Origin of the sequence: Microbacterium esteraromaticum, from assembly GCF_016907315.1 — a bacterium.
Taxonomy (GTDB): Bacteria; Actinomycetota; Actinomycetes; order Actinomycetales; family Microbacteriaceae; genus Microbacterium; species Microbacterium esteraromaticum.
Genome location: NZ_JAFBBS010000001.1, coordinates 1,491,121 through 1,516,775, shown reverse-complemented (window position 1 = coordinate 1,516,775; position 25,655 = coordinate 1,491,121). Strand labels below are relative to the sequence as shown.

The window sequence follows — 25,655 nt, the reverse complement described above, 5'->3', positions numbered from 1 at the left end:
ACCGAGATGATTCCATCATGCGAGAAGTGTGAGCGAAAATCCTGGCGCATCCATCATCGTTGATTGCATCGAACTTTCGTAAGATAGACAATAGTCTCCACGATGCGAAAGCACGAAGAAGTCCATCAGCTCACGTGAGTCGGCGCAGAGGCGTGCGGCACACCTCAGGGAAGAGGAAACATGGCCAATCCCGGTCCCGGTAACTCGATCACACTTCGTATCGACGCTCCCTCCAACTTCAGCGTCACCAGCGAGCTCGCCGCAGCCGCGGCATCCGCCGGCGCTGCCATCACCGCGCTCGACGTGGTCGAGTCGCACCCGACCTCGATCGTCGTCGACCTCACCTGCAACACCATCGACGACGACCACGCCTCGCGCATCCGCGACGCGGTGCAGGCGCTCGAGGGCGTGCACGTGCGCCAGGTCAGCGACCGCACCTTCCTCATGCACCTCGGCGGCAAGCTCGAAGTCGTGCCCAGCGTCCCGCTGCGCAACCGCGACGACCTCTCGCGCGCCTACACGCCCGGTGTCGCCCGCGTCTGCATGGCCATCGCCGAAGACAAGAGCAAGGCGCGCAACCTCACCGTCAAGCGCAACACCGTCGCCGTCGTCACCGACGGCACCGCCGTGCTCGGCCTCGGCGACATCGGCCCCGAGGCCGCTCTGCCCGTGATGGAGGGCAAGGCGGCGCTGTTCAAGCAGTTCGCCAACGTCGACGCGTGGCCGGTCTGCCTCGACACCAAGGACACCGAGGAGATCATCAAGATCGTGAAGGCGATCGCCCCCGTCTACGGCGGCGTGAACCTCGAGGACATCGCCGCTCCCCGCTGCTTCGAGATCGAGGCGCGACTGCGCGAAGAGCTCGACATCCCCGTCTTCCACGACGACCAGCACGGCACGGCGATCGTCACCCTCGCCGCGCTCGTCAACGCTCTGAAGGTCGTCGGCAAGAAGATCGAAGACGTGCGCATCGTGCTCTCCGGTGTCGGAGCGGCCGGCAACGCGATCGCCCAGCTGCTGCTCGAGCAGGGCGCGAAGGACATCGTCGCCTGCGGTCGCAACGGCGCCATCAACCGCGACGAGGAGTACACCGACGCGCACCGTGTCGAGCTCGCGGCGAACACGAACCCGCGCAACTTCACGGGCACCCTCAAGGAGGCCATGGTGGGCGCAGACGTCTTCATCGGCGTCAGCGCGCCGAACGTGCTCGACGAGAACGACATCGCCGCCATGGCAGACGACGCGATCGTCTTCGCGATGGCCAACCCCACTCCCGAGGTCGACCCGGTCGTTGCTTCCAAGCACGCCGCCGTCGTCGCCACCGGTCGCAGCGACTTCCCCAATCAGATCAACAACGTGCTGGCCTTCCCCGGCTTCTTCCGCGGCCTGCTCGACGCGGGTGTGTCCGACATCACCCCGCCTATGCTGGTCGCAGCCGCCGAGGCCATCGCATCGCGCGTCGACGACGAAGAGCGCAACGCGAGCTTCATCATCCCCAGCGTCTTCGACCCCGAGGTCGCCGGAGCGGTGGCAGAGGCGATCGTCCGCGTCGTCAAGGCCGCAGAGAAGGAGTGACCGGAGTGTCAGCCAATACATCCCTGCGCGAAGACGACTTCGCCGACATCGATTCGCGTCTGGCGCAGACCGACGCCCTGCTCACGAACTCGTACCCGGGTGACGACGGCAGTCGCCAGCCGGTGCACACGCTGTACGTGCCCGCCGACCGCTTCGACCCCGCTCTGCCCGCGCGCTTCGGCGCGGAGGCCCTCGACGCCGTCGATGCGGCCGGCGGCATGGCGGAGCTCGCCGAGTCGGTCGGACTGGGGCACCTCGCCGATCAGCTCGCGCCGCTGGTGGACGCCAAGCTGCGTCGGGAGCCCATAGAAGATCTGCGACTCGACTTCGAGGACGGCTACGGCACTCGCGGCGACGACGAAGAGGATGCCGCTGCCGTCCTCGCCGCCGAGCGCGTCGCAGAGGCGGTCGCCGCAGGCACGGCGACGCCGTTCATCGGCATCCGGTTCAAGTGCTTCGAGGCGCCGACCCGGCGCCGCGGCATCCGCACCCTCGACCGGTTCGTCACGACGCTCGCCGCCGCCGGCGAGCTGCCCGACGGGCTGATCCTCACCCTGCCCAAGGTGACCACCGTCGCGCAGGTCGAGGCGATGGTGGCGCTCTGCGAGCGCTTCGAAGAGCGCCTGGGCCTGGCACCGGGCCGTCTGCGCTTCGAGGTGCAGATGGAGACGCCGCAGCTCATCGTCGCGGCCGACGGCACCATCCCGGTCGCGACGCTGCTGCACAGCGGGCAGGGTCGCGTGTCGGCCCTGCACTACGGCACCTACGACTACAGCGCTTCGCTGCAGATCGCCGCGGCGTACCAGTCGATGGAGCACCCGGCCGCCGACTACGCCAAGCAGGTCATGCAGGTCGCGGTCGCCGAGACCGGAGTGCGCCTCTCGGACGGGTCGACCAACGTCATCCCGGTGGGTGAGAAGGCCCAGGATGCCTGGAAGCTGCACGCCCGTCTGGTGCGGCGCTCGCTCGAGCGCGGCTACTACCAGGGCTGGGATCTGCACGCCAACCAGCTGCCGACCCGGTACCTGGCCACCTACGCGTTCTACCGCGAGGGCTTTGAGGCGGCCGCACGCCGACTCGACAACTACCTGCACGGCAACGACGCGACCATCATGGATGAGCCGGCCACCGCACGCGCGCTCGCACGATTCGTCGTGCGCGGCCTGGAATGCGGTGCGCTCACCGAAGACGAGGTGCGCACCTCGACCGGCGCCTCGCCCGCAGAGCTCACCCGCCTCGCCCATCCCAAACTCGCCACCAAGGAGGCCTGATGTCCTACTACACCCCGACCGGCGGACTGCCGGGGCAGACCGAGCTGCTCACTGACCGCGCGATCGTCAAGCTCGCCTACACGGTGATCCCCAAGGGCGTTCTGCGAGACATCGTCACCAGCAGCCTGCCCGGTTTCTCGAACACCCGTGCATGGATCATCGCCAAGCCCACCCCGAGTTCTGCTGAGACCTTCTCGCAGCTGATCGTCGAGATCTCGCCCGGCGGCGAGGCCGCCAAGCCGGAGCCCGAGGCCGGTGTCGAGGGGGTCATCTTCGTCACGACCGGCGCGCTCACCCTCTCGCTCGAGGGTGAGACGCACGTGCTCGAAGAGGGCGGCTATGCGTTCCTCGCGCCCGGCGCCAACTGGTCGCTGAAGAACGAGGGCGACGAGATCACGAGCTTCCACTGGATCCGCAAGGCGTACGAGTGGCTCGAGGGCGTCGATGCTCCCGCGTCGTTCGTCACCCGCGATCAGGACATCGAGCCCACTCCGATGGTCGGCACCGATGCGTGGCTCACCACCCGCTTCGCCGACTCGAACGACATGGCGCACGACATGCAGGTGAACATCGTCACGTTCAAGCCGGGCGGCTCGATCCCGTTCGCCGAGACGCACGTCATGGAGCACGGCCTCTTCGTGCTCGAGGGCAAGGCGGTCTACCACCTCAACGGTGACTGGGTCGAGGTCGAGGCGGGCGACTACATGCTGCTCCGCGCGTTCTGCCCGCAGGCCTGCTATGCCGGCGGTCCCGGTGACTTCCGCTACCTGCTCTACAAGGACATGAACCGTCAGATCAAGCTCACCTGACGCATCGTCTGATGAAGGCGCCGCCCCCACGGGGCGGCGCCTTCATCGTGCTCGCGCCCGAACGAGAAGCGGGGCCCGCGTCGGCGGGCCCCGCTTCTCGTTCGGGCGCGGCTCAGGCCGTGCCGGCCGCCTTCGCGGCGGCGCGCTCCGCTGCGGTCGGGATCTGCTCGATCCGCCCCAGCACGACGGTGTAGAAGAACACGCCGAGCACCAGCATGACGCCGGCGACGACGAACGCGGCGGCGAAGCTGCCGGTCAGCTGAACGATGAAGCCCGTGACGATCGGGGCGGTCGTTCCGATGAGGTTGTTCACGGTGTTCATGACCGCTCCGGTTGCACCCACCGAACCCTCGGGGGCGATCAGGGCAGGCAGCGAGTTGGTCACGCTGAACGCGATGGTGATGCCCGTCGTCCCCAGCGTGATCCACACCAGAGCCCAGAACAGGTCGTCGGTGAACGCCGTTCCTGCGATCGTGATCGCCAGCAGCATGCCGCCGATGATGAAGGCCCGCCGCACGAGTGTGCTGGACTTGCCGTTCTTGATCAGACGGTCGAGCCAGAACCCGGGCAGCAGATACTGCACGATGACGGCGAAGAGCCACGGGATGGCCGTGACCAGGCCCGAGCGAGCGACGTCCATGTCCATCTCGGCCTGCAGGAAGCCGGGCAGCCAGGTCAGCAGCATCCACTGCACGTAGCCGGCGCAGCCGAGGCCGAGCGACATGCCCCAGACCTTCCGCTGGCGCAGGATGTAGCCGAGGTTCGCGAGCGGGTCGGGCTTGGGGGCGTCTTCGTGCTGTGCGCCGCCGTCGAGGATGTGCGCGAGCTCGGCGTCGCTGAGCTTGCCTTCCCGGTTCATCTCCTTCGGGTCGCGGTAGCGCAGGAAGAACAGCACCGTGCAGACGAGGCTCAGGATGCCGATGGCCACGAAGGCGCCCCGCCATCCGAACATCGCGACCGCGGCACCGACGATCGGGAACCCGATCACATTGGACAGACGCTGGCCGCTGTCGAAGATGACCGTCGCCATCCCTCGTTCCGTGCGGGGGAACCAGTAGCTGGTCACCTTCATCGCACCGGGGAAGATCGGCGCCTCGGCGAAGCCGAGGATGAGCCGCGCGATCAGCAGCAGACCCATGCCGCTGATCATGGCGGTGAGGAAGCAGGAGACGGCCCACAGCACGGTTGCGACACGCATCACCCACTTGATGCCGATCTTGTCGAGCAGCATTCCCATCGGGATCTGCATCAGGGCGTACGACCAGCCGAAGCAGCCCAGGATGATGCCCATCTGGCCGGCTGTCATGCCGAACTCCAGTCGCATCTCGTGTTCTGCGACCGACATGGAACTGCGGTCGATGTAGTTGACGAGGACGGCGAAGAACAGCAGGAACGCTATACCCCATCGCACTCGGCCGACTCTGGCTGGGCGCGGGATGATCAGCCCCGTCTTGGGAATCTTGGCGGGATCGGGATGACCGATAGATGACATGGTGTGAGACCTCTCTTGCTCGACATCGAGTTGAGTCTGGGCGCTCCCCGACCTGAGGGCGCTCGAGAACTGTAGCCGCGCTCCCTCAGCTTCCGCAATGAAGAAGCTGATATCCGCAGTGCGGAAAATGTGCCCATGAAACGTCTCTCCCCGCAGTGCGTTCCGGATGCTGGAATGCGGGCCGCCCTTCGTTGACAGGGTGCTCATGCCCGTCCTACGCTTTCATCACTAGGAACTTTTATTCCGTAATCCGAAATCAAGGATGATCATGAGCTACACCGTCAACGCCTCGATCCTGCTGACCGACCTCCCCGTGAACGAGCGTCCCGCCGCCGCCAAGGCCGCCGGCTTCGACGCCGTCGAGTTCTGGTGGCCTTTCGCCTCGGCTGTGCCCGCGCAGCAGGAGGTCGACGCGTTCGTCGCCGCGATCCAGGATGCGGGCGTGCAGCTCACCGGTCTGAACTTCTTCGCAGGCGACATGGCTGCGGGCGACCGCGGACTGGTCTCATGGGTCGGCCGCGAGAGCGAGTTCCGCGACAACGTCGAGGTCGTCGTCGGCATCGGAGAGCGCACCGGCACAAAGGCGTTCAACGCCCTTTACGGCCTGCGGCAGGACGGCGTCGACGCGAAGACCCAGGACGACCTCGCCGTTGAGAACCTCGCGATCGCAGGCAGGGCCGTGGCCCGAATCGGCGGCATCGTGCTGCTCGAGCCCGTCTCCGGCGCCGACGCCTACCCGCTGAAGACCGCCGCCGACGCGCTCGCCATCATCGCGCGCGTCAAGGACGAGCACGGCGTCGACAACGTCAAGCTGCTCGCCGACTTCTACCACCTCGCCGTCAACGGCGACGACGTGGCCGCGGTCATCGCCGGCCACGCGAGCGAGTTCGGTCACATCCAGATCGCCGACGCCCCCGGCCGCGGCGAACCGGGCACCGGCGAGCTGCCCATCGCCGAGTGGATCGACGCGGCGCGCGCCGGGGGTTACGACGGCGTCATCGGCCTCGAGTACAAGGCCACCCAGGCAGACCCGTTCGCCTGGACCAAGAACTGACATCCCACTTCCGCGAAGGAGCGACGACATGACCAACATCACCATCATCGGTCTCGGCATCATGGGCCTTCCCATGGCGAAGAACCTCGTCAAGGCGGGGTACACCGTCACCGGCGTCAACCGCAGCCCCGAGGCCGTCGAGAAGCTCGTCGAAGCCGGTGGCAAGGGAGCGGCGAGCATCGCCGAGGGCGTCAAGGACGCCGACGTCATCATCACGATGGTTCCCGATTCCCCGGATGTCGAGGGCGTGGTCCGCGGCGAGGAGGGCGTCTTCGCCAATGCGAAGCCGGGCGCGCTGTGGATCGACAACTCGTCGATCCGCCCCGACGTCGCGAAGGAGCTCGCCGAAGAGGCCGTGGCCGCAGGGTTCGGCGCCGTGGACGCCCCCGTCTCGGGTGGCGAGCAGGGCGCGATCGACGGCGTGCTGTCGATCATGACCGGCGGTTCGCCAGAGGACTTCGCCAAGGCCGAGCCCGTGCTGCAGGCGATCGGCAAGACCATCGTGCACGTCGGCCCCGCCGGTGCCGGTCAGACGGTGAAGGCAGCCAACCAGCTCATCGTGGCTGTCAACATCCAGGCGCTCAGCGAGGCGATCGTCTTCCTCGAGGCGTACGGCGTCGACACCGATGCGGCCCTCAAGGTGCTCGGCGGCGGCCTCGCAGGCTCCAAGGTCCTCGACCAGAAGGGGCAGAAGATGCTCGACCGCGACTTCGCCCCCGGCTTCCGCCTGGCCCTGCACAACAAGGACCTCGGCATCGTCACCGCCGCTGCCCGCGGCGCCGGCGTGGCGGTGCCCCTCGGCGCGGCTGTCGCCCAGCTCGTCACCTCGCTCGTCGCCCGCGGCGACGGCGGCCTCGACCACTCCGGCCTCTTCAAGCTCACCGCTGAGCTCTCGGGCCGCGACAACAACTAAGGACACATCATGACCCGCATGCGTGCAGTGGACGCCATCGTCCAGATCCTGATCAAGGAGGGCGCCGACGAGGCGTTCGGCCTGCCGGGAGCCGCCATCAACCCCCTGTACTCCGCGATGCGCGCCAACGGCGGCATCCGCCACACGCTCGCCCGCCACGTCGAGGGTGCCTCGCACATGGCCGACGGCTACAGCCGCACCGGCGACGGCCGCATCGGCGTCTGCCTCGGCACCTCCGGCCCGGCCGGCACCGACATGATCACCGGTCTGTACGCGGCGATCGCCGACAGCATCCCGATGCTGTGCATCACCGGTCAGGCTCCGGTGGCGAAGCTCGACAAGGAGGACTTCCAGGCTGTCGACATCGCGTCCATCGCGAAGCCGGTGACCAAGTTCGCCAAGACGGTGCTCGAGGGCGCCCAGGTGCCAGGCGTCTTCCAGAGCGCGTTCCAGATCATGCGCTCCGGCCGGCCCGGTCCGGTGCTGATCGACCTCCCGTTCGACGTGCAGATGACCGAGATCGAGTTCGACATCGACACCTACGAGCCGCTGCCGGTCGCGAAGCCCGCGGCCACGGCCGCGCAGGCCGAGAAGGTGCTCGACATGCTGACCTCGTCGACGCACCCGGTGATCGTCGCCGGCGGCGGGATCGTCAACTCCGGTGCGTCCGACAAGCTCGTCGAGCTGGCCGAGACCCTCGGCGTTCCGGTCGTGCCCACCCTGATGGGCTGGGGCGCCATCGCAGATGATCACCCGCTGGCCGCGGGCCTGGTCGGCATCCAGACGTCGCAGCGGTACGGCAACGCGAGCTTCCTCGAGAGCGACTTCGTGCTCGGCATCGGCAACCGCTGGGCCAACCGCCACACCGGCGGTCTCGACACGTACCGCAAGGGCCGCACCTTCGTGCACGTCGACATCGAGCCGACGCAGATCGGCCGCGTGTTCGCGCCCGACTACGGCGTGGTCTCCGACGCCGGCGCGTTCATCGACGCGCTGCTCGCGGCAGCACGCGACCGCGTCGCCGAGCTGCCCGACTACAACGGCTGGGCGCAGGAGTGCCGCGACCGCAAGGCGCGCCTTCAGCGCAAGACGAACTTCGACAACGTGCCCATGAAGCCGCACCGCGTCTACCAGGAGATGCTCACGGCGTTCGACCGCGACACCACGTTCGTCACCACGATCGGCCTGTCGCAGATCGCCGGCGCGCAGCTGCTGCACGTCTACGGCCCGCGCAAGTGGATCAACGCCGGCCAGGCCGGCCCCCTCGGCTGGACCGGCCCCGCCGCCCTCGGCGTCGTCCGGGGCAAGCCGGGCGAGCAGGTCGTCGCGCTCTCGGGCGACTACGACTTCCAGTTCATGATCGAAGAGCTCGCCGTGGGAGCGCAGCACAAGCTGCCGTACATCCACGTCGTGGTGAACAACAGCTACCTGGGTCTGATCCGTCAGTCGCAGCGCGGTTTCGAGATGGACTACGAGGTCTCGCTGGCCTTCGACAACGTCAACACCCCGAACGACCCGAACAGCGTCGCGACCGGCTACGGCGTCGACCACGTGAAGGTCGCCGAGGGTCTGGGCTGCAAGGCGATCCGCGTCGAGCGCCCCGAAGAGCTCGCTGCTGGGTTCGCCGAGGCCGCGCGTCTGCGCGACGAGTTCCAGGTGCCCGTGGTGGTCGAGGTCATCCTCGAGCGGGTGACGAACATCGCGATGGGTGCCGACCTCGACACCATGAACGAGTTCGAGGATCTCGCGTCGTCGCCCGCCGATGCACCTGAGGCGATCTACGCTCTGCTTGACTGATCGACATGCGCATCCTCATCGCCTCTGACAAGTTCAAGGGCTCGGCGACGGGCTCCGAGGTGGCGGCGGCGGTCGCCGACGGCATCCGGGAGATCATCCCGGATGCCGTCGTCGACGCGGCTCCCGTCGCCGACGGCGGCGAGGGTACGGTCGACGCGGCCGTCGCCAGCGGCTTCACTCCGGTGACGGTATCGGTCACGGGCCCGACCGGGCGGCAGGTGGATGCCACCTTCGCCCTGCGGGACGACGAGGCGATCATCGAGATGGCGGCGGCGAGCGGGCTGGACGTGCTGCCGGACGGCGAGAAGGACGCCCTCGGCGCCACCAGCCGCGGCACGGGTGAGCTCATCGTCGCCGCGCTCGACAGGGGTGCGACGTCGATCGTGCTCGGCGTGGGCGGCAGCGCCTGCACAGATGGCGGTGCGGGCATGCTGCAGGCGCTGGGTGTGGCGCTGCGCACAGAAGACCGGCCCGTCCGCCCTGGGGGCGCGGGTCTGGTCGACCTGGTCTCGGCCGACATCTCGGGCCTCGACCCCCGACTCGACGGCGTGAGCTTCGTGCTCGCCGCTGATGTCGACAATCCTCTTCTGGGAGACCGGGGGGCTGCTGCGGTGTTCGCGCCGCAGAAGGGGGCGAGCGCCGACGATGTCGCCGTCCTCGAGGCAGGCCTCTCGCGTCTCTCAGAGCTCGTCGACTCGCTGCCCGGCGTGCGACCCTCGGCATCCGCGCCCGGTGCGGGCGCGGCCGGGGGAGTCGGCTACGCCGCGCTCGCGGTGCTCGGCGCCGTGCGCGAGCCCGGCATCGACGTCATCCAGCGCCTGACGGGGCTGGAGGCGCGTATCGCCGACGCCGACCTGGTGATCACCGGCGAGGGCAGCCTCGATGATCAGAGCCTCGGCGGCAAGACTCCGCTGGGCGTCTCAGCGGCGGCGGCGAGAGCGGGCAAGCCCGTCGTCGCGGTGTGCGGCCGGACGACGCTGGATGCTGCGCAGGCGACGTCTGCGGGCTTCGCGAAGGTCTATGCGCTGAGCGCCATCGAGCCCGAACCGGCGAAGAGCATGGCCAACGCGGTGCCGCTGCTGCGTGAGATCGGCCGTGCGATCGGCGTCGACGCTCCCGCACTGCTCGATTCCTGAGTCCGGCCCGCGGAGCAGCGCTCCGGACGCTCTGTCTCGTGCTGCGACGCAGGTCTCGCGCGCAGGATGGAGCCGCAGACGCGCAAGAGGGGATCGGCCCGCCGGTGGGCGGCGCCGATCCCCTCTTCTCGCGTGTGAGTCCTCAGGCCGCCTTCGGGAAGAGGATGCGGAATGCGCGGATGAAGCCGTTGCCCTCGTCGGCCGGCAGGTGGAAGTCGGGGTCGATGTTGACCGACGGGTTCTCTGCGGACGGGACGTACCCGTTCGCCTCGATCGCGTGTGCGCTCATGTCCCTCTCCGTTCTCGTTTCCATAAAGTGGAAGAATCGTCTTGCTGTATGAAAAGAGTACGCACGGGGTCACCGAAGAGTCAATAGCCTTCCACGATGCGCAACGTCAAATCGGGGAAGGCGGGCGCGTCGCCGCCCGATGGCCGGAGTGACCCCGTCAGTCCCAGCGTCCAGGGCTCGGCAGCACGCGCGACTGCACGGTCACCGCGCCGGGGGCGACCTCGGCCGTGCAGAACAGCAGCGACATGGTCGGGTAGCCGTGCACGTGGTTGTCGCGCACGATCGCCCTGTCGTCTTCAGGAGACAGCGCGGCGCTCTCTCCGAGTACATCCACCCAGCGTGACGCCCAGCCGTCGTCCTCCGGGGCGGCGGCGGCGAAACGCGGGAGCCAGGTCTCGATCCGCGCGGTGCGCGGGTCGTCGAGGTCATCGTGCGCGATCATGTGCACGCCCTCGGGAACCCGCGTCTCGCGCAGCTCGACGCCATCCCACGACAGCACCCGCGCCCCGTCCGGCCTCACCTCGAGCAGATTGAACCCGTGCATCCGTTTCACCAGATCGCCGTGCCCGGGGGCATCAGGCGACCGGCCAGCAACCGACTCCAGCGCAAGCGAGCCGCGCGAGAGCGTCTGGTCGGCCGGCAGGTCGAGCACATCGGCGCGATTGAGCAGCACGGCGAGGCGCCCGGCGGCAGGGTCGGCGGCGAGCCAGGCGCCGCCGGCGCGGCGATCGCGGATGCCGATCACACCGGGCCTCTCGTCAGGCCACCACTCGCCCAGGTCGTCCCACGGGCGGTCCGGATCCTCATCCCGCACGGCGAGCAGCCGCGCGTGCTCGCCTGAAGCGGGGGCGACATCGATCACGACGGTGCACACGAGCATGAGTCTATGCGCGCCCCGCACCCCTGCGGCCTGAGGCAGAATCGAAGCGTGAACATCGTCGTCGCCGTGACCGGCGGGATCGCCGCGTACAAGAGCGTGCACCTGGTGCGCCTGCTGATCAAGGCGGGTCATGAGGTCACCGTCGTGCCGACCGAAGACGCGCTGCGCTTCGTCGGGCTGCCCACCTGGGAGGCGATCAGCCGCAGGCCGGTCACCACGAGCGTCCACGAGGACGTCGCGCAGGTGCGCCATGTCGCCCTCGGCCAGGCCGCCGACCTCGTGATCGTCGCCCCGGCCACCGCGAACACGATCGCGAAGATGGCGGCGGGCCTGGCTGACGACCTGCTCGGCACCACGCTGCTCGCCACCACCGCCCCGGTCGCGATCGCCCCGGCCATGCACACCGAGATGTGGCGGCACCCCGCGACCCAGGCGAACATCGCCACCCTGCGCGAGCGCGGCGTCGCGATCCTCGGACCAGGCGAGGGCGAGCTGACGGGAGGGGACTCGGGTCCTGGCCGGATGCTCGAGCCCGAGCAGATCATGGCCGAAGCCCTCGCCCTGATCGCTTCGACCCCGACGGCTGCCGGCGACGAGCAGGATCTCGACGGGCTGCGCGTCGTGGTCTCGGCCGGCGGTACCCGCGAGCCCCTCGACCCTGTGCGCTTTCTCGGCAACCGCTCCAGCGGGCGCCAGGGGGTCGCTCTGGCCCTCGCCGCGGCCGACCGCGGTGCCGAGGTCGAGCTCGTCGCCGCGCACATCGACGGCGCGGTGCTGGCCGACGCCGAGCGTCACCCCGGCATCCGCATCGCGCATGCGGGAACCGCGGCCGAGCTCGGCGAGGCGATGCGTCGCGCATCGGAGGACGCGGCGGTGATCGTGATGGCCGCGGCCGTCGCCGATTACCGCCCGGCCGACGTCTCCGACCGCAAGCTGACCAAGGAGTCGGGCCCGCTCGAGAGCATCGAGCTGGTGCAGAACGAGGACATCGTCGCCCACCTGGCTGCGCGGCGCCATCCGGGCCAGGTCGTGGTCGCGTTCGCCGCCGAGACGCCGGATGACCGTGACGAACTGCTCGAGCGCGCACGGCGCAAGCGCGAGCGCAAGGGCGTCGATCTGCTCGTGGTCAACGAGGTCGGCTGGGACCGAGGCTTCGAGTCGGGGGAGAACGCCGTGCACGTCATCGGCGACGGCGGTGCGGTCGTGGCCAGGGCATCCGGAAGCAAGCGGTCGGTCGCCGACGATGTCTGGGATGTCATCGCCGACGTTCTCGACTGACCCGGTCGCCGCGGCGGGCGCGTCAGCCGCCGATGTACGACATCTCGATGCGCTTGCGCTGCGTGCGCAGCGCCGGGGTGAGCCCGGCGCGGATCTCGGAGTAGCGGTCGCTGCGGCCGCCCCAGATGGATGCCATGGCCGCGGCGAGCTCGACATCGTCGGCGCCGCCGCGCATGAGCGCCCGCAGGTCGTGACCGTTCGAGGCGAACAGGCAGGTGAAAAGCTTTCCCTCGGTCGAGATCCGCGCGCGCGTGCACGTGCCGCAGAACGCGTTGGTGACGCTGGAGATCACGCCGATCTCGCCCGTTCCGTCGGCGTAGCGCCAGCGCTTCGCGGTCTCGCCCTGCACGGTGGACGCCGCCTGCTCGAGGGGGAACTCCGCCGCGATGCGCTCGATGATCTCGGCAGAGGGCACGACCTCGTCGAGCGACCAGCCGTTGGTATTGCCGACGTCCATGTACTCGATGAAGCGCAGGGTGTACGGGGTGCCCTTGAAGCGCCTGGCCATGTCGATGATCTCGCCGTCGTTGACGCCCCGCTTCACGACCATGTTCAGCCGGATCGGGCCGAGGCCCGCCGCGTGGGCGGCATCGATGCCGTCGAGCACCCTCGTCACGGGAAAGCGCACGTCGTTCATCCGCTGGAACAGCTCGTCGTCGAGCGAGTCGAGAGAGACCGTGACCCGCTTCAGTCCCGCCGCCTTGAGCGCCTCGGCCTTCACGGCGAGTGCCGAGCCGTTGGTGGTCAGGGCGAGGTCGAGCGGTTCGCCCTCCGGCGTGCGGATCGCGGCGAGCTGCTCGATGAGTGCCTCGATGCCGCGACGCAGCAACGGCTCGCCCCCGGTCAGCCGCAGCTTCTGCACGCCGTGCGCGGCGGCGACGGTGGCGATCCGGGTGATCTCCTCGAAGCTCAGCAGCTCGTCGCGGTCGAGGAAGGCATAGTCGCGGCCGAAGATCTCCTTCGGCATGCAGTACACGCAACGGAAGTTGCAGCGGTCGGTCACCGAGATGCGCAGATCGCGCAGAGGGCGATCGAGTTCGTCGGTGAGCATGGAGCCTGTATACCACATGGTGAAAACAAACTTTCACACGAAGCTGGACGTGTGCCGAAGATCCTGTTACCGTCTTCTCAGCGCGGAACCGTCACCAGGAGTTCCGAGTCGACAACAGAAGAACAAGCGGTTCGACGTATATCTCGTGGAACGTTCCGATCCGGATCCGACCCGATAAGCCGTATCACTGCTGTGAGATTGCAAGGAAGCTCTCAAGCATGTCAACCACCGCTCTCGGGGCACAGCTCACACCTGCCCAGTACCTCGCCCGTGCCGTCGACATCGCCGTGCAGAACGTCCGCAACGCGGGCGGTCCGTTCGGAGCGATCGTCGTCTCGGCAGACGGCCAGATCTTCGAAGGGGTCAACCGTGTCACCGCGAATCTCGATCCCTCGGCTCATGCCGAGGTGACCGCCATCCGCAACGCCTGCCAGGGGCTGGGCACATTCGACCTCACCGGCGCCACGCTCTACACGAGCTGCGAACCCTGCCCGATGTGCCTCGCCACCTCGCTGTGGGCGCGCATCGACCGGGTCTACTTCGCGGCAGATCGCGAGGACGCGGCGGATGCGGGCTTCGACGACGCCGTGTTCTACCGGTACTTCGAGGGCGGCCCCGCCGACCGCGAGATCATGCCGGTCGCACGCGAGACCCTCGACGCCGGCACGCGTGTCGCGCCCTTCACCGAGTGGAATCAGAACTCCGCCCGCACCGAGTACTGAGCACTCCGCACCGACTCACCGAGCACCGACTCACCGAGCACCGAAGCCCGAGCACCGAAGCCCGAGCACCGACGCTCGAGCGACCGCTCGTCCACCCATCCCTCTCCACCCGACAGAGAGCACTATCGCCATGTCTCAGACCACCGGCATCCGCGAAGACGCGGACCTTCCCCGCAAGAGCACCACGAACACGACGAACACCACGAGTGCCCCCGAGCCGCGCAGCGCGCTCGACCGCTTCTTCGAGATCACCAAGCGCGGGTCCACGGTTCCGCAGGAGATCCGCGGCGGCGTCGTCACGTTCTTCGCGATGGCCTACATCGTCATCCTCAACCCGATCATCCTCTCAGGAGGCGTCGACGCCGTCGGCAACTCCCTCGACTTCGCTCAGGTCGGCGCCGTCACCGGTCTTACGGCCGGCGTCATGACCTTGCTGATGGGCTTCATCGCCCGCGTCCCGTTCGCGCTCGCCGCGGGCCTCGGCATCAACTCGTTCCTCGCCGTCTCCGTGGTGCAGGGGGTCACCTGGCCCGAGGCGATGGGCCTGGTGATGATCAACGGCGTGCTGATCGTGCTGTTCGGTGCCACGGGCATCCGGACCGCGATCTTCCATGCCGTGCCCCACGCGCTCAAAGCGGCCATCACGGTCGGCATCGGCCTGTTCATCGCCTTCATCGGCTTCGTCGACTCCGGCTTCGTCAACCGCACGCCCGCCGGCCCTCCTGTGCAGCTCGGCGACGGCGGCTCGCTCAGCTCGGTCCCCACGCTGATCTTCATCGGCACGATGGTGCTGATGGGCGTGCTGATCGCCAGGCGAGTACCCGGTGCGATCCTCATCGGCATCGTCGCCGGCACCGTCGTGTCGATCATCGTCGAGGGCCTTCTGAAGCTCGGTCCGACCGTCGGCAGCGACGGTGAGGTCAACCCGGCAGGCTGGCACATGACCGTTCCCGGCGTGCCGACGAACTGGTTCAGCCTGCCCGACTTCTCGCTGATCGGTCAGTTCGACCTCGTCGGCTCGTTCGGACGCATTGGCGCACTGGCCGCGATCATGCTCGTCTTCACTCTGCTGTTCACGAACTTCTTCGACGCCATGGGCGCCATGACCGGGCTCGCGAAGCAGGCCGGCATCGCGAACAAGGATGCGACGTTCCCCCGTCTGCGCAGCGCCTTCGTGGTCGAGGGTGCTGGTGCCGTGGTCGGCGGTGGCACGTCGAGCTCGTCGGCGACGGTGTTCATCGACAGCGCCGCGGGCATCGCCGAGGGCGCCCGTACGGGCCTCGCCTCAGTCATCACCGGTGCGCTGTTCCTGTTCTCGATGTTCCTCACCCCGCTCACCGCGATCGTGCCGATCGAGGTGGCGGCCGCAGCGCTCGTGATCGTGGGTGCGCTGATGATGGCGCAGATCCGCGAGATCAACTTCAACAAGTTCTCGGTCGCCATGCCTGCGTTCCTCACGATCGTGACGATGCCGCTGACCTACTCGATCGCAAACGGCATCGGCGCAGGCTTCATCGCGTGGGCGCTGATCAACACCCTCGCGGGCCGTGGGCGCAAGGTGCACTGGCTGCTGTGGGTGGTCGCAGCCGGATTCGCGATCTACTTCGCGCGCGGCCCGATCGAGGCGCTCCTGAGCGGGGCCGCCGGCTGAGTCCAACGCCCAGAGAGAGGAACCCCGACCCGCTCAGCGGGTCGGGGTTCCTCTCTCTATATATAAGGAGTGGATCAGCCGGATGCCGCCGGCGCGGCCTCCTCGATCAGCTGCAGGATGCGAGCGGCAACGCTCACCGCGATGACCGCAGGCTGCTTGCCCGACACCTCGGGGACGCCGATGGGTGTCGTCACCCGCTCCAGCTCGGCATCGGTGTGACCGAGCTCGAGCAGCTTCTTGCGGAAGCGCGCCCACTTCGACGCCGACCCGATCAAGCCAATGGATCCGAGCGCCCGCGTGCGCAGGGACTGATCGACGATCGCGAGATCTTCTACGTGGTCGTGCGTCATCACCAGCACGTGTGCGCCGGCGGGGAGGTCGAGCAGAGCCGCCTCTGGTACGGGCGCATGATGCGGCCGGATGTCGGCGACGGCAGCCGCCGTGACAGGCGCCAGGCGGTCGGGATCGAGCATCTCGGGACGCGAGTCGATGAGGTGCAGCGAGAGCTCATGACGCGACAGGATGCGCGCGAGCTCGAGCCCCACGTGCCCCATGCCGAACACCGCCACCGAGGGCACGACCCGTACCGGTTCGAGCATGATCGTGACCTCTCCTCCGCAGCACTGCACTCCGTACTCTGTCGTCGCCTTGTCGCTGAGCGTCAGCGTGAGCAGCTGCGGCTCGGCGGTGCCGGCCGCGAGCATCTCACGCGCACGATCGGTGGCGGTGGCCTCGAGGTTGCCGCCACCGATCGTGCCGAACTGGTCGCTCGGCGAGATGATCATCTTCGCGCCGCCGTTGCGGGGCGCGTGCCCGCGCACCATGGCCAGCGTCACGATCACCGCGGGGGTGCGGCTCTCGCGCAGCGCGCGCAGGGCATCCAGCCAGTCGACCATGTCAGACCGCTGCGAGCTCGGGCTCCGGCTCCGCCGCGCCCTCCGCGGCGCGGGCCGTCTCGACAGCCCAGTACACCGACTCGGGCGTCGCGGGCGACGCCAGGTCGACAGAGTGACCGGCCGGGCCGAAGGCCGCGACGGCCTGCCGCAGCGCCTCGCGGGCGCTGAACGCGAGCATGAACGGCGGCTCGCCGACGGCCTTCGAGCCGTAGACCGCGCCGTCTTCGCGGGCGTTCTGGAACAGGCGCACGGTGAACTCCTCGGGCATCTCCGAGAAGCTCGGCAGCTTGTAGGTCGACGCCGACTGCGTCTGCAGACGACCACGGTGCGGCCCGTCGGTGGCATCCCACCGGAGATCCTCGAGCGTCAGCCATCCCATGCCCTGCACGTACGCACCCTCGATCTGGCCGATGTCGAGCATGGGCGACAGCGAGTCGCCCACGTCGTGCACGATGTCGACGCGGCGGATGCGGTACGCGCCGGTGAACCCGTCGACCTCGACCTCGGTCGCGGCGGCTCCATAGGCGAAGTACTTGAACGGCGAGCCCTGCATGAGCTCGGGGTTCCAGTGCAGGCCTGCCGTGCGGTAGTAGCCGGCGGCGAACAGCTGCACGCGCTGGAAGTAGGCGGCCTTCGCGACCTCGGCAAAGGTCACGCGCTCATCCTTGCCGAGAGCCGTCACGAACCCGCCGCCGAAGCGCACATCGCGCTCGTCGACGCCCAGCAGGCGCCCGGCCACCGCGGCCATCCGCTCGCGGATCTGGTCGCACGCGTTCTTCACCGCGCCGCCGTTGAGATCGGCGCCCGACGACGCGGCCGTGGCCGACGTGTTCGGGACCTTGTCGGTGCGGGTCGGGGCGAGGCGCACCTGGTGCAGCTCGAGACCCAGTGCAGTCGCCGCGATCTGCAGCATCTTCGTGTGCAGGCCCTGGCCCATCTCGGTCCCGCCGTGATTGACCAGCACCGAGCCGTCCTTGTAGACGTGCACGAGGGCGCCGGCCTGGTTGAACGCGGCGAAGTTGAACGAGATGCCGAACTTGATCGGCGTCATCGAGATCCCGCGCTTCACATCGCGGTTCTCGGCGTTGAACGCCTCGATCTCGACGGTGCGCTCGGCGATCGACGCCTCGTCGGACAGCTGGTCCCAGATCGTCGGCATCCGCTCGGCGTCCTTCACCAGCTGGCCGTACGGCGTGGTCTGCCCCGGCTGGTAGAAGTTGCGGCGGCGCAGCTCGAGCGGATCGATGCCGAGCGTCGGCGCGACCCGGCCGAGGATGTCTTCGATCAGGAACACGCCCTGCGGGCCGCCGAAGCCGCGGTACGCCGTGTTCGACTGCTTGTTGGTCTTCGCGATCTGCCCGTAGGCGTGCACGTTCGGGATCCAGTAAGCGTTGTCGAGATGGCAGAGCGCTCGACCCAGCACCGGCTCCGACAGATCGATCGACCAGCCGCCGTCGGCGGTGAGCACGGCGTCGAGCGCCTGCAGCATGCCGTTCTCGTCGAGGCCGACCTTCCAGCTGATGTGGAAGGGGTGCCGCTTGCCGGTCATCGTGAGGTCCTGCGTGCGGTTCAGACGCACCCGCACGGGGCGGCCGGTGAGCTTGGCCCCGAGGGCGGCGATGGCGGCGAAGCCGTGCGGCTGCATCTCCTTGCCGCCGAAGCCGCCGCCCATGCGCAGGCACTGCACCGTGACCTCGTTGGCGTGGATGCCCAGCACGTGCGAGACGAGATCCTGCGTCTCGGTCGGATGCTGGGTCGAGCACTGGATGAAGTACTGCCCCTCCGAGTCGCGCACGGCGAACGACGCGTGGGTCTCGAGGTAGAAGTGCTCCTGGCCGGCGAACTCGGTGACGCCTTCGAAGACATGCGCCGAGTTCGCGAGGGCTGCGGCGGCGTCACCGCGCTTGACCGTGCGCGGAGTGCCCATGAACGACTGCGCCTCGATGGCGTCGTGCACGGTGATCAGCGACGGCAGCTCTTCGTACTCGACCTTCACCCGCTCGGCGCCGAGGCGCGCGGCCTCCTGCGTCTCGCCGAGCACCCACACCAGCGCATGTCCGTAGAACATGGCCTCGCTGGGGAAGAGGGGCTCGTCGTTGCGGATTCCCGCGTCGTTGAGGCCCGGTACGTCGTCGGCGGTGAGCACTCGGACGACACCGGGCACCTCGTAGGCGCCAGAGACGTCGATGGTGACGCGGGCGTGCGCGCTGGTCGACTGCACCGGCCACGCGGTGAGCGTGCCGTGCGTCTGCGTGGCGATGTCGTCGGTGTACATCGCCGCACCCGTGACGTGCAGCGCCGCGCTCTCGTGCACGGCGCGGTGGCCGACGACGGGGTTCTCGGGGCGGTCGGCGAGAGCGCTCATGCCGACACCTCCTTCGACTGGATGACGGTCTGGCTGTAGAACTTCAGCAGGGCCGAGCCCAGCATGTGCGAGCGGTACTCGCTGCTCGCTCGGTGGTCGGACATCGGGGTGCCCTCGGACTGCAGGAGGGCCGATGCCTCCTTCACCGTGGTGATGCTCCACGGCTTGCCGACCAGCGCCTGCTCGGTCGCGGTGGCACGCAGCGGAGTGGCGGCGACGCCGCCCAGCCCGATGCGGGCCGAGGTGACGGAGCCGTCCTCGATGTCGAACGCGAAGCCGATCGCGACCGACGAGATGTCGTCGAAGCGGCGCTTCGCGATCTTGTGGAACGCGGTGTACTCGGCGAGCGGCAGCGGGATGCGCACGGCGGTGATCAGCTCGTCCTTCGCGCGCACGGTCTGCCGGTAGCCGGTGAAGTAGTCGGCCAGCGGCACCTCGCGCTCGCCGTCGACGGATGCCAGCAGCAGGCGCGCATCGAGGGCGAGGAGCGCCGGCGGGGTGTCGCCGATCGGCGATCCGGTGCCGAGGTTTCCGCCGATGGTTCCGCGGTTGCGGATCAGGCGGGAGGCGAACTGCGGGAACAGCTTGGCGAGCAGCGGCACGCGGCCGCCGAGGCGGCGCTCGACATCCGAGAGCGGCAGGGCAGCGCCGATCTCGACGTACTCGTCGGTCTCGGTGAGACCGCGCAGCTCGTCGAGCTGGTCGATCGCGACCACGAACGGGGCCCGACGGCCGCGGATGTTGACCTCGACGCCCCAGTCGGTCGAGCCGGCGACGATCAGGGCATCCGGCTCATCGCGCAGCAGACGCAGGGCGTCGGCGAGGGTGGAGGGGCGCACGAAGCGTCCGCCCGCCACCTCGACATCGGTGGGGACGACCGGGGGAGCGGGCTGCGACAGGCGCTGCTGCAGCGGATCGTCGCCCTCAGGCGCGCCCAGAGCGTACGCCGCATCGCGGATCGGGCGGTAGCCGGTGCAGCGGCACAGGTTGCCACTGAGGGCGTGCAGGTCGAAGCCGTTCGGACCGATCTCGTGATCGCTGTCGCCGTCGTGCACTGCGTCGCCGACGTGCACGGGGCAGTCGTCGCCGGCCGAGTCGCGCTCTGGTCGGTAGTACTCGGCGGCCATGCTGCACGCGAACCCCGGGGTGCAGTAGCCGCACTGGGATCCGCCGGCCTCGGCCAGCTTCTGCTGCACCGGATGCAGGTTCTCTACGCCACCGAGGCCTTCGGCGGTCACGATCTCCTGGCCGTCGAGTGCGTAGACCGGAACCAGGCAGGCGTTGACGGGCGTCCAGCGGGTCGTGCCGTCGTCGTCGGCCGTGGCGATCATCATCGCGCACGCGCCGCACTCGCCCTCAGCGCAACCTTCCTTGCTGCCTGGCAGGCCCGACTCGCGCAGCCAGTCGAGCGCCGTCACGTGGGTGGCCACACCGTCGAGCGGGCGGCTCTGCCCGTTCACGGTGACCGTGATGTCAGTCATTGTCTCTCCTCGGGTATGACGCGGAGGCGTCTCTGCGCACGCTGCTCGCGTGCCTGCTGAGATCCCGAGGGGTGAGCGCCGCACTGCGCTCGCACCGGGCGATCACATGGCGACGTCGCGCGCGGTTGCCGTGAGTCTAGTGCGAACCGATGGCGAGGCCTCGGAATCGTGATGAAGGCGATTCCGTAGGCGGCGACTCAGGCGCCGTGGGCGTACCAGTTCCCCCATGCGGTGGCACTCTCGGAGGGGGCGGTGGCGTGAACGTCGACGTGCATCACGGCCCCTCTCTTCACTGAGTCCAGTCTTCGCTGTATTCCGAATCGTCTGCGAGTTCCAGGATTCGGAAACTTCTTTCTGATCACCGGTCAGTGTACGCGGGGTGCCGGGAGGCGGTCAAGCACCCGTGAGGCGTCGCGGGTGAGCGGGTGGCGGCAGTTCAGGCGTCGTCGGGCATGAGGGAGCGGAGCTTCGTGCGCACGGGGCCGTCGACCTGCGACCACAGCGGGCGCACGGCGGCGACTCCGGCGACGGTCGGCCGCACCCAGCGCTCCTGGCGCTGAGCGAGTCCCAGGCGGACGAGGTGGTCGAGGCGACGGCGGAAGCGACGGGCGCGCAGCGGCCCGCCGATGGTGCTCGCCGCGAACAGTGATTCCTCGGTCGGCGGTTCGGGCTGCTGCAGCTCACGCTCGACCATGGTGTTCAGGATCTCCCAGGTGTGGCGGTGCAGCAGCGCGCCGTCGGCGCTGCCCCGAAGCAGGTCCCGGTAGATGTCGCTGCCCAGCGGCCCCCCAGTGGTCTCGGGGTGTGTCGTGTCGTCAACGCGCTGAATCGCTCCCATATCTGAAGAGAGTGGGCGCGCTCCGATTCGTGACGCGGAGTGGGGTGAATCCCCTGCATTCTGGCTGAAACGCTGTTCAGATGGCATGAACAGTCGTCAGGATCGGCTGCGGCCGTGCTGCTGATGGGGGCGGTCAGCAGGTGAAGAATGTCACTGGGTTGCCGTGATTCGCCTCTCGACGTAAACTTGAGTCATCAACACTCAACTTTGAAGGAGTCTCCGCAGGAGGACGAATGACCAACCCGGCACAGAACGACGAGCAGCAGAGCGCCCTGGAGCAGTTCGGCATCAACCTCACCGATCGCGCCCGCCAGGGCAAGCTCGACCCGGTGATCGGCCGCGACAGCGAGATCCGACGGGTGAGCCAGGTGCTCACCCGACGCACGAAGAACAACCCCGTGCTCATCGGCGAGCCCGGCGTCGGAAAGACCGCCGTCGTCGAGGGTCTCGCGCAGCGCATCGTCGCGGGCGACGTCGCCGAGTCCCTCAAGGACAAGGAGCTCGTCTCACTCGACATCTCGGCCCTCGTCGCCGGCGCCATGTACCGCGGACAGTTCGAGGAGCGTCTCAAGAGCGTGCTCAAGGAGATCACCGAATCCGACGGCAAGGTCATCACGTTCATCGATGAGCTGCACGTGCTGATGGGGGCCGGCGGCGGCGAGGGCTCGGTCGCGGCATCCAACATGCTCAAGCCGATGCTCGCCCGCGGCGAGCTGCGCATGATCGGGGCCACCACCCTGAACGAGTACCGCGAGTTCATCGAGAAGGATGCCGCTCTGGAGCGACGGTTCCAGCAGGTATACGTCGGCGAGCCCTCGGTGGAGGACACCGTGGCGATCCTGCGTGGGCTCAAGGGCCGCTATGAGGCGCATCACGGGGTCACGATCTCCGACACCGCACTCGTGGCATCCGCTGCCCTGTCGAACCGCTACCTGCCCAGCCGCCAGCTGCCTGACAAGGCGATCGACCTGATCGACGAGGCCATGTCGCGGCTGAAGATGGAGATCGACTCGTCTCCCGTCGAGATCGACGAGCTCAAGCGCCAGGTCGACCGGATGAAGCTCGAAGAGCTCGCCCTCAAGCGCGAGAAGGACGCCGCCTCGAAGGAGCGCCTCGCGGCCCTCCGTGAGCAGATGGCCGGACTCGAGCACGAACTCGCCGCCCTCGAGGAGCGCTGGGCGCGGGAGCGTCAGGGCCTGAATCGCGTCGGCGAACTGAAGAAGCAGCTCGACGAGGCGACGACCCAGCGTGACCTCGCGATGCGCGAGGGCGATTACACCAAGGCATCCAAGCTCGAGTACGAGACCATCCGGCGCCTCAACGCCGAGATCGCCGAGGCCGAGCAGGCCGAGGCGGCCGTCTCGAACGAGGGGCGGATGGTCAACGAGCAGGTCACCGAAGAGGACATCGCCGCCGTGATCGCCGCGTGGACGGGCATCCCGGTCGGCCGTCTTCTGCAGGGAGAGAGCGAGAAGCTGCTGCATCTCGAGAGCGAGCTCGGCAAGCGCCTGATCGGGCAGAAGGATGCCGTGAAGGCCGTGTCCGATGCCGTCCGGCGCTCGCGCGCCGGCATCAGCGACCCCGGTCGCCCGACGGGATCCTTCCTCTTCCTCGGCCCGACCGGCGTGGGCAAGACCGAGCTGGCCAAGGCGCTCGCGGAGTTCCTCTTCGACGACGAGCACGCCATGGTGCGCATCGACATGAGCGAGTACGGAGAGAAGCACTCCGTCTCGCGCCTCGTCGGCGCCCCTCCCGGGTACATCGGCTACGAGCAGGGCGGCCAGCTGACCGAGGCGGTGCGGCGACGCCCGTACTCGGTGGTGCTGCTCGACGAGGTCGAGAAGGCGCACCCCGAGGTGTTCGACGTGCTGCTGCAGGTGCTCGACGACGGACGGCTGACCGACGGGCAGGGCCGCACGGTCGACTTCTCGAACGTGATTCTGATCCTCACCTCCAACATCGGCTCGCCGATCCTCATCGACCCCGTCATGTCGACCGACGACAAGCGCGAGGCGGTGATGGCGCTGGTGCGGCAGTCGTTCCGTCCCGAGTTCCTGAACCGACTCGACGACATCGTTATGTTCCAGGCGCTCTCGCACGACGACCTCGCGCAGATCGTCGAGCTCGCGGTCGACGGCCTGCAGCGCCGGCTCGGGGATCGCCGGCTGACGCTGGCAGTGACTCCGGATGCCCGAGCCTGGCTCGCCGAGCGGGGGTACGACCCGGTGTTCGGTGCTCGCCCGCTGCGCCGGCTCATCCAGACCGAGGTGCAGAACCGCCTTGCGACCGCGCTGCTCTCGGGCGGCGTGCGCGACGGAGACATCGTCCGGGTCGACGTCGCGGCCGACGGCAGCGGCCTCGCCCTCACCGCCTCCGGCGGCGTCTGAACCGCCCACCCGACGTCCGTCGGCCGGGCTGTGGAGGGCTGGCCGCCCTTCACCGCGTCAGTCGACGGGCGTCGGCGCGGTGATCCCCACCGCTGCGAGACGCGCCTCCCACGCCTTGAGCCGCCTTCGCCGGATTCCCTCTGCGACCGGGGTGAGAACGGAGAAGGCCGCGGTGGTGCGCGTGCGAGTCGACGCGAGATTCGCGATCAGCACCACAGCGAACAGCAGGATGGCGAGAAACGCATGCACCGTGTCGGCTTCGCCGAGTCGATGGGCCAGTATGGCGGCGAGAACCGTGGTGACGCCGAGGTTCAGCATGAATCGCGTGCGGCCACTGGCGCAGTGCAGCAGCGAGACCACCGTGACGACCGTCGCGCTGACGATGAGCGCGGGTCCCAGATCCGACGGGCCGTCGGCGAGGGCAAGGCCTCCTGCGAACGTGATGAGCGCGAGCAGGCCCACGCTGCGCCTGGGCGTCTGGGGGTGCGGCTGAGACAGCGGCGCTGAGGTCTGCCAGTCCAGAGCGGAGGATGATCGCGGGAAGACGCCGCCTGCGTCGAGCACCCCGGCGATTCCCGCCGTCGTGAGGCCCACGACCGCGCCCAGCGCCCACCAGAGTGGCGTGTCGGACGCGGCACGCCCCGCCGACATGGCAGCGGCCATCTCGGCGACGAGGGTCAGCGCGAAGAAGAGCAGAAAGAGGGCCGCCAGGATCGACGCCATCGCCACCGTGGTCATGCGGGTCGCTCCCCACTCGAGAACCGCGCCGCGGGCGATCGCGCGGCTTCCGAGCCACACCGCTGCGGACAGGATGACGGCGCCGATGATCGGGCCGGCCGCCGCCGGCCCGACCGTGCTCCACGAAGACACCGCGAGGACGAGTAGAGAGACGAGCAGAAGCGCGCTAGTCGTCAGCCGGCGAACGCGTCGACGGAGAGCGGGGCGCCGAAGCTCCTCCACGCGTCGCTGCAGCTCGGCCGCATCGGGCACGGTCTTCAGATCGCTCGCAACGAGCCAGACGTAGAAGCCTCGGGTCGCCTCGAGAAGCAGCAGCGCTGTCAGCAGCCACGCGGTGAGTGCAGGCAGACGCCCTGCTCCGCCGACGCTGAGAGAGAGCGCGACGAGCGCTGAAAGGCCGGTGACTGCGCTCAGGACCAGCAGCTCGATGAACGTGAGCACGCGAAAGGCCGCGCCCGCCTGGGCCCACGCGGAGTAGGCCGTGAACTCGTTCTCCCAGAAGGGCCTCCCCGTCGGCCGGCTCTCGTCGAGGGCGTGGAGCCGGCGTCCTGTCGCGTCGAGGGCTACCGCGAGAGCGATCGCGATGGCGGCGAAGACAGCCAGAAACCCGTAGATTCGGGCGTCGGGATCGATGTCGTGAGGCTGGGTGCCGTCGGCGAGCTGACCTACGAGGTCTCGGTGCAGGCCTTCGAGCGTCCTGCCGAAGTCGACAGCGGGCGGATCGAGTAGGGTCACCGCGAGGTAGGCGAGAACCGAGGAGAAGAAAGCGGCTCCAAAGGCCGAGACCACGACGGCCCGACGTCCCTTGGTGATCGCGGTGTTCATCTCACGCTGGAGGCGCAGGTCACGCGAGGCGGCGGCGTCGGCAGGCGGATGGGCGTTCACAGGCCCCACGCTACCGATGGTCCTCCCGCTCACGGATGGCACACACCGGCCGACGCTCGCAATCTTTTCATGATATGGAAGCTTGCGTTCGATATTCGGAAAAACTATTGACGTTGCTCCCGGCGATCGGTCATGATCGGGAGTGCC

Annotated in this window: 20 protein-coding genes; 11 read left to right on the top strand and 9 right to left on the bottom strand. The window is 68.5% G+C overall.

Annotation, left to right across the window (positions count from 1 at the left end; translation table 11 throughout):
* Positions 1 to 180 precede the first annotated feature (180 nt).
* Genes JOE67_RS07400 through JOE67_RS07390 form a run of 3 tightly spaced genes read left to right on the top strand, consistent with a single transcriptional unit; the run spans position 181 to position 3,655 of the window.
* Positions 181 to 1,575 carry an NAD-dependent malic enzyme gene (locus JOE67_RS07400; protein WP_204974845.1) on the top strand — a complete coding sequence of 465 codons (1,395 nt, stop codon included), beginning with the start codon at positions 181 to 183 and terminating at the stop codon, positions 1,573 to 1,575.
* Between the two features lie 5 nt (positions 1,576 to 1,580).
* Entirely contained in the window at positions 1,581 to 2,846 is a 1,266-nt protein-coding gene (locus tag JOE67_RS07395; protein WP_204974844.1) for a DUF6986 family protein, read from the top strand.
* Positions 2,843 to 3,655, top strand: a complete 813-nt coding sequence (locus JOE67_RS07390) for a bifunctional allantoicase/(S)-ureidoglycine aminohydrolase (RefSeq protein WP_204976770.1) — start codon at positions 2,843 to 2,845, stop codon at positions 3,653 to 3,655. The genes JOE67_RS07395 and JOE67_RS07390 overlap by 4 nt, the downstream gene beginning before the upstream one ends.
* Before the next feature lie 112 nt (positions 3,656 to 3,767).
* On the opposite strand, the gene JOE67_RS07385 is transcribed toward JOE67_RS07390, so the two are convergent.
* A complete protein-coding gene (locus JOE67_RS07385) occupies positions 3,768 to 5,147 on the bottom strand; it encodes an MFS transporter (RefSeq protein WP_204974843.1) in 1,380 nt (459 codons plus the stop codon).
* 268 nt (positions 5,148 to 5,415) lie between these two features.
* Here JOE67_RS07385 and JOE67_RS07380 point away from each other — a divergent pair, with 268 nt between their 5' ends.
* Genes JOE67_RS07380 through JOE67_RS07365 form a run of 4 tightly spaced genes read left to right on the top strand, consistent with a single transcriptional unit; the run spans position 5,416 to position 10,047 of the window.
* Entirely contained in the window at positions 5,416 to 6,201 is a 786-nt protein-coding gene (locus JOE67_RS07380) for a hydroxypyruvate isomerase family protein (RefSeq protein WP_204974842.1), read from the top strand.
* Between the two features lie 28 nt (positions 6,202 to 6,229).
* Positions 6,230 to 7,114 (top strand): 2-hydroxy-3-oxopropionate reductase, encoded by an 885-nt coding sequence (locus JOE67_RS07375; protein WP_204974841.1) that lies wholly within the window; start codon positions 6,230 to 6,232, stop codon positions 7,112 to 7,114.
* 9 nt (positions 7,115 to 7,123) lie between these two features.
* Positions 7,124 to 8,911 (top strand): glyoxylate carboligase, encoded by a 1,788-nt coding sequence (gene gcl / locus JOE67_RS07370; RefSeq protein ID WP_204974840.1) that lies wholly within the window; start codon positions 7,124 to 7,126, stop codon positions 8,909 to 8,911.
* A 5-nt stretch (positions 8,912 to 8,916) separates the two neighbouring features.
* Entirely contained in the window at positions 8,917 to 10,047 is a 1,131-nt protein-coding gene (locus JOE67_RS07365; protein ID WP_204974839.1) for a glycerate kinase, read from the top strand.
* 142 nt (positions 10,048 to 10,189) lie between these two features.
* On the opposite strand, the gene JOE67_RS07360 is transcribed toward JOE67_RS07365, so the two are convergent.
* Both JOE67_RS07360 and JOE67_RS07355 read right to left on the bottom strand, forming a co-directional pair.
* Positions 10,190 to 10,336, bottom strand: a complete 147-nt coding sequence (locus tag JOE67_RS07360) for a hypothetical protein (RefSeq protein WP_204974838.1) — start codon at positions 10,334 to 10,336, stop codon at positions 10,190 to 10,192.
* Positions 10,337 to 10,493: 157 nt separating this feature from the next.
* Positions 10,494 to 11,210, bottom strand: coding sequence for an NRDE family protein (locus tag JOE67_RS07355; protein ID WP_204974837.1), 717 nt, complete (start codon positions 11,208 to 11,210; stop codon positions 10,494 to 10,496).
* Positions 11,211 to 11,264: 54 nt separating this feature from the next.
* Between JOE67_RS07355 and coaBC the strand changes: the two genes are divergently transcribed.
* A complete protein-coding gene (gene coaBC, locus JOE67_RS07350; protein WP_204974836.1) occupies positions 11,265 to 12,494 on the top strand; it encodes a bifunctional phosphopantothenoylcysteine decarboxylase/phosphopantothenate--cysteine ligase CoaBC in 1,230 nt (409 codons plus the stop codon).
* 22 nt (positions 12,495 to 12,516) lie between these two features.
* On the opposite strand, the gene moaA is transcribed toward coaBC, so the two are convergent.
* Positions 12,517 to 13,545 carry a GTP 3',8-cyclase MoaA gene (gene moaA / locus JOE67_RS07345; RefSeq protein WP_239528035.1) on the bottom strand — a complete coding sequence of 343 codons (1,029 nt, stop codon included), beginning with the start codon at positions 13,543 to 13,545 and terminating at the stop codon, positions 12,517 to 12,519.
* Between the two features lie 218 nt (positions 13,546 to 13,763).
* Between moaA and JOE67_RS07340 the strand changes: the two genes are divergently transcribed.
* Positions 13,764 to 14,267, top strand: a complete 504-nt coding sequence (locus JOE67_RS07340; RefSeq protein WP_204974834.1) for a nucleoside deaminase — start codon at positions 13,764 to 13,766, stop codon at positions 14,265 to 14,267.
* A gap of 130 nt (positions 14,268 to 14,397) precedes the next feature.
* A complete protein-coding gene (locus JOE67_RS07335) occupies positions 14,398 to 15,918 on the top strand; it encodes an NCS2 family permease (protein WP_204974833.1) in 1,521 nt (506 codons plus the stop codon).
* Between the two features lie 74 nt (positions 15,919 to 15,992).
* Here the strand turns inward: JOE67_RS07335 and xdhC are convergent, their stop codons facing one another.
* The 4 genes from xdhC to JOE67_RS07315 all read right to left on the bottom strand — a co-directional run bounded on the left by xdhC (position 15,993) and on the right by JOE67_RS07315 (position 21,498).
* The gene (gene xdhC, locus JOE67_RS07330) at positions 15,993 to 16,814 is read right to left on the bottom strand and encodes a xanthine dehydrogenase accessory protein XdhC (RefSeq protein WP_204974832.1); all 822 of its coding nucleotides are present in this window, start codon (positions 16,812 to 16,814) and stop codon (positions 15,993 to 15,995) included.
* 1 nt (position 16,815) lies between these two features.
* On the bottom strand, positions 16,816 to 19,179 hold the full coding sequence (gene xdhB, locus JOE67_RS07325) for a xanthine dehydrogenase molybdopterin binding subunit (protein WP_204974831.1): 2,364 nt from the start codon (positions 19,177 to 19,179) through the stop codon (positions 16,816 to 16,818).
* Positions 19,176 to 20,660, bottom strand: a complete 1,485-nt coding sequence (locus JOE67_RS07320; protein ID WP_204974830.1) for a xanthine dehydrogenase small subunit — start codon at positions 20,658 to 20,660, stop codon at positions 19,176 to 19,178. Before JOE67_RS07320 ends, xdhB begins: the two co-directional genes overlap by 4 nt.
* 436 nt (positions 20,661 to 21,096) lie before the next feature.
* Entirely contained in the window at positions 21,097 to 21,498 is a 402-nt protein-coding gene (locus JOE67_RS07315) for a hypothetical protein (RefSeq protein ID WP_204974829.1), read from the bottom strand.
* A gap of 233 nt (positions 21,499 to 21,731) precedes the next feature.
* Between JOE67_RS07315 and JOE67_RS07310 the strand changes: the two genes are divergently transcribed.
* Positions 21,732 to 23,885 (top strand): ATP-dependent Clp protease ATP-binding subunit, encoded by a 2,154-nt coding sequence (locus tag JOE67_RS07310; RefSeq protein WP_204974828.1) that lies wholly within the window; start codon positions 21,732 to 21,734, stop codon positions 23,883 to 23,885.
* Positions 23,886 to 23,942: 57 nt separating this feature from the next.
* Here the strand turns inward: JOE67_RS07310 and JOE67_RS07305 are convergent, their stop codons facing one another.
* On the bottom strand, positions 23,943 to 25,508 hold the full coding sequence (locus JOE67_RS07305) for a hypothetical protein (protein ID WP_204974827.1): 1,566 nt from the start codon (positions 25,506 to 25,508) through the stop codon (positions 23,943 to 23,945).
* Positions 25,509 to 25,655 lie beyond the last annotated feature (147 nt).

Excerpts from the sequence above, each read along its gene's own strand:
- JOE67_RS07340 (WP_204974834.1), top strand. The coding sequence starts at position 13,764 with ATGTCAACCACCGCTCTCGGGGCACAGCTCACACCTGCCCAGTACCTC.
- gcl (WP_204974840.1), top strand. The coding sequence starts at position 7,124 with ATGACCCGCATGCGTGCAGTGGACGCCATCGTCCAGATCCTGATCAAG.
- JOE67_RS07360 (WP_204974838.1), bottom strand. The coding sequence starts at position 10,336 with ATGAGCGCACACGCGATCGAGGCGAACGGGTACGTCCCGTCCGCAGAG.
- JOE67_RS07310 (WP_204974828.1), top strand. The coding sequence starts at position 21,732 with ATGACCAACCCGGCACAGAACGACGAGCAGCAGAGCGCCCTGGAGCAG.
- JOE67_RS07315 (WP_204974829.1), bottom strand. The coding sequence starts at position 21,498 with ATGGGAGCGATTCAGCGCGTTGACGACACGACACACCCCGAGACCACT.
- JOE67_RS07365 (WP_204974839.1), top strand. The coding sequence starts at position 8,917 with ATGCGCATCCTCATCGCCTCTGACAAGTTCAAGGGCTCGGCGACGGGC.
- JOE67_RS07375 (WP_204974841.1), top strand. The coding sequence starts at position 6,230 with ATGACCAACATCACCATCATCGGTCTCGGCATCATGGGCCTTCCCATG.
- JOE67_RS07320 (WP_204974830.1), bottom strand. The coding sequence starts at position 20,660 with ATGACTGACATCACGGTCACCGTGAACGGGCAGAGCCGCCCGCTCGAC.
- xdhC (WP_204974832.1), bottom strand. The coding sequence starts at position 16,814 with ATGGTCGACTGGCTGGATGCCCTGCGCGCGCTGCGCGAGAGCCGCACC.
- JOE67_RS07400 (WP_204974845.1), top strand. The coding sequence starts at position 181 with ATGGCCAATCCCGGTCCCGGTAACTCGATCACACTTCGTATCGACGCT.
- xdhB (WP_204974831.1), bottom strand. The coding sequence starts at position 19,179 with ATGAGCGCTCTCGCCGACCGCCCCGAGAACCCCGTCGTCGGCCACCGC.
- JOE67_RS07380 (WP_204974842.1), top strand. The coding sequence starts at position 5,416 with ATGAGCTACACCGTCAACGCCTCGATCCTGCTGACCGACCTCCCCGTG.
- JOE67_RS07335 (WP_204974833.1), top strand. The coding sequence starts at position 14,398 with ATGTCTCAGACCACCGGCATCCGCGAAGACGCGGACCTTCCCCGCAAG.
- JOE67_RS07385 (WP_204974843.1), bottom strand. The coding sequence starts at position 5,147 with ATGTCATCTATCGGTCATCCCGATCCCGCCAAGATTCCCAAGACGGGG.
- moaA (WP_239528035.1), bottom strand. The coding sequence starts at position 13,545 with ATGCTCACCGACGAACTCGATCGCCCTCTGCGCGATCTGCGCATCTCG.